Source organism: Moheibacter sediminis (assembly GCF_900176425.1).
GTDB classification, from domain to species: Bacteria; Bacteroidota; Bacteroidia; order Flavobacteriales; family Weeksellaceae; genus Moheibacter; species Moheibacter sediminis.
Window position 1 is genome coordinate 1 of record NZ_FWXS01000019.1, and the last position, 2,598, is coordinate 2,598.

Genomic DNA, 2,598 nt, shown 5'->3' on the forward strand with positions numbered 1-2,598 from the left:
TATCATGTTTTTTTCAATCATCTGATTCATGATACCGGTCTGCCAATGCAATCCATCCTGTGGGTAGCTGTAGTCTGTACGCAAGGTTTCGCCTAGGCTATTGGTATTAATTGTATTAACCGGATATATATGTTTGGGAGGGTTTGGTGAATAATTGGTTATTTGCTCTGTTATAATTTTAGGTTCACCATTAAAATAATCTGTTGTTGTTGTCTTTGTGTTTTGAATCCAGAAGGTTTTATTATAAAAAGGGTAAGTATCAAATGTATAATGGCACCCTCCTGCACACACAGCATCTGTTAATCGTACAAGATAACCTTGGAATAATGCATTTGAACTCTGGTAACCGGAGGATAGTACATTAAAATAGGAATTAAACTCATACTCCAGTGAATCCTTTTTAATAATATTCTGATTGTTATCATAATATCTTTTAGTTGTCAATAGACCTCGTTCCGGGCGGTATAAAGGATAATTTAAATTAATTAATGCTCCTGAATTATAACTCATTTCAATATCTTCATATTCATTCCTGTCATGGTGATATTCGTATTCTATTTTATGATTTTTACTAGCATTATCTTTATTAATTATAATTTCCTGAACATGCGTATAGCCCACAGATTTTCCATTCACTGTTGTTAAATTCCATCCGGGGTTATTGGTGGCATAATTATAATCTAAACGAGAATGTTGCATATGATCTGCTTCTCTTACAATAACATCAGTCTTGATTGCCTCTAAATTAAAAGATCCATAGTTTTTACCACTTGTCTTTCCAGTCAAAGGATTTATATATTTATACTCTTTAGTTATTGCAACTCCATTTTCATCTTTTAATTCTACCTTAGAGATTCGCAGAGTACCTGTTTTAGCTACATCTCCGTTTGATAATCCCATTGTGTTATACATATCTTGGTATACTGAAGGTATAATGAAATCATCTAATTCATAAGTTAGATTCATACTGCCGCCTTCAGGGTATTTAATTGATTTTAAATTACTGGTAATAGCATGAGAATAGGAAGGTAAAAGATTATTCCCGGAATTATATGTTCTCCATTCGAGAAATGCCCAGTGATAGTATTTACCGGATCCGATGGAACTTGCATTATTGGCTCCGTTGTAAACGCCCCAATAATCCTTTTTGTCAGTTAAGCGAGGAGGGAGATTTCCAGGATAATAGTCCAATTCATACTTTCTGCCGGATAATTGTTCTGTAACTCCTTCCAACTTCAATCGGTACTGGTTACCTTTATTATAACTTTCTGTATAATTGTATGAGCCAGAGGAAATAAAATATTTAATGTCTAGCAAATAATCTTTCAATGTATTACCATGTAAATCCTTCACTAGGATTCTTTTCAAATAAATATCTCCTACCAAATCTTGCCTAACTTCGTTATTGTATTCTTTACTGTATTTAAATTCTATTTTACCTTCTGGAAAATTAATCTCTCTGAGAATTTTTTCGCCAGTATTTGTACTTGAATTATAGCAGGTTGGCGGTATAAGAGGTAAATTAAAACCCGGAATAACTTTATTGGATAATACATTTTTTTGAACTACTGATGTACCATAACTAAAAGAATTTAATCCTGATTCATATTCGTAATTGAAGTGTATGAAATTATTATTGGGAGATCCTATTTTATTTATACGGTAATCATGATTCTTGTATCCTCGATATACACTTACGGATGATGTACAACTATTATAATCTTCGTTGAAAGCCTGTAAATCAAAATCAAAAATAAATCCTTTTTCATTTACCATCTTAAAATCCATATTATTGATTTTTTCAATTTTAATGGGTGTATAAGGATATACCAGTCCTTTATTTTCTCTGAAATCCATGATAAACTGACCACTATTTCCAAATACTGAATAGCTGTAGATATCCGGTTCAAGATCATTGGCAAATTCTCCTAAGGTGTGCCCAATCATTTCTAATGCTTTGAATGCATCAGATTCCTCTCCAGTATTTATATCAATGGTTGCTGCGCCGTCAGGTGAAAAGTGATTAAGTATATATTTTTGGTATCCATCATGATCTGGAGTTCCCATAACTTGTTTGGAGAGTGAAATTCCTCCCACATTTAAACTCCAACCTAATCCAACACGAGATGAAATTTCATCAAGCTTGATTCCGTTTGTAGAATAAGTCAAAGAGACAGGAAATCTTTCTCCTTCAAAATTAAATTCATATAATGGAATCTCAATGGTCATGACTCCGGTATGAGTTGTTGAAGGTATATCGACGTTTTTAGACATTGCCGTAGCTTCGGGAGATTTGGGGAAATTACCCATTTGAAATTCTCCTCCTGTAATTAAATTCTGTCCCCTTGCTACATTTAAACTTATTAGCAAAAAAATAAAGAAAATGAGTAATTTGATTTTTGTAAAATCAAATCGGCTGGTCATATTAAATAGATTCATGGATTGTATGATTTAAGTTTTAGATTATTTATTGCCTTTTTTGATGACTTTGACATCCTGTATTTGGTTGTCGATGTTGATCTTGAAGATATAAACTCCCGGAGGGTAGCCCTGCAAATCAATAGGAGTGGTTCTGTAAGGTAAGTCTTTGGACTGAAG

At 33.0% G+C, this 2,598-nt stretch carries 2 protein-coding genes; both read right to left on the minus strand.

What is annotated here, in order from left to right; genetic code table 11:
• The coding region (locus B8977_RS14895) for a hypothetical protein (RefSeq protein WP_143736558.1) at nt 1–2,439 on the minus strand (2,439 nt) is incomplete at its 3' end.
• A 24-nt stretch (nt 2,440–2,463) separates the two neighbouring features.
• Nucleotides 2,464–2,562, minus strand: a complete 99-nt coding sequence (locus B8977_RS15330) for a T9SS type A sorting domain-containing protein (protein WP_394334481.1) — start codon at nt 2,560–2,562, stop codon at nt 2,464–2,466.
• Nucleotides 2,563–2,598 lie beyond the last annotated feature (36 nt).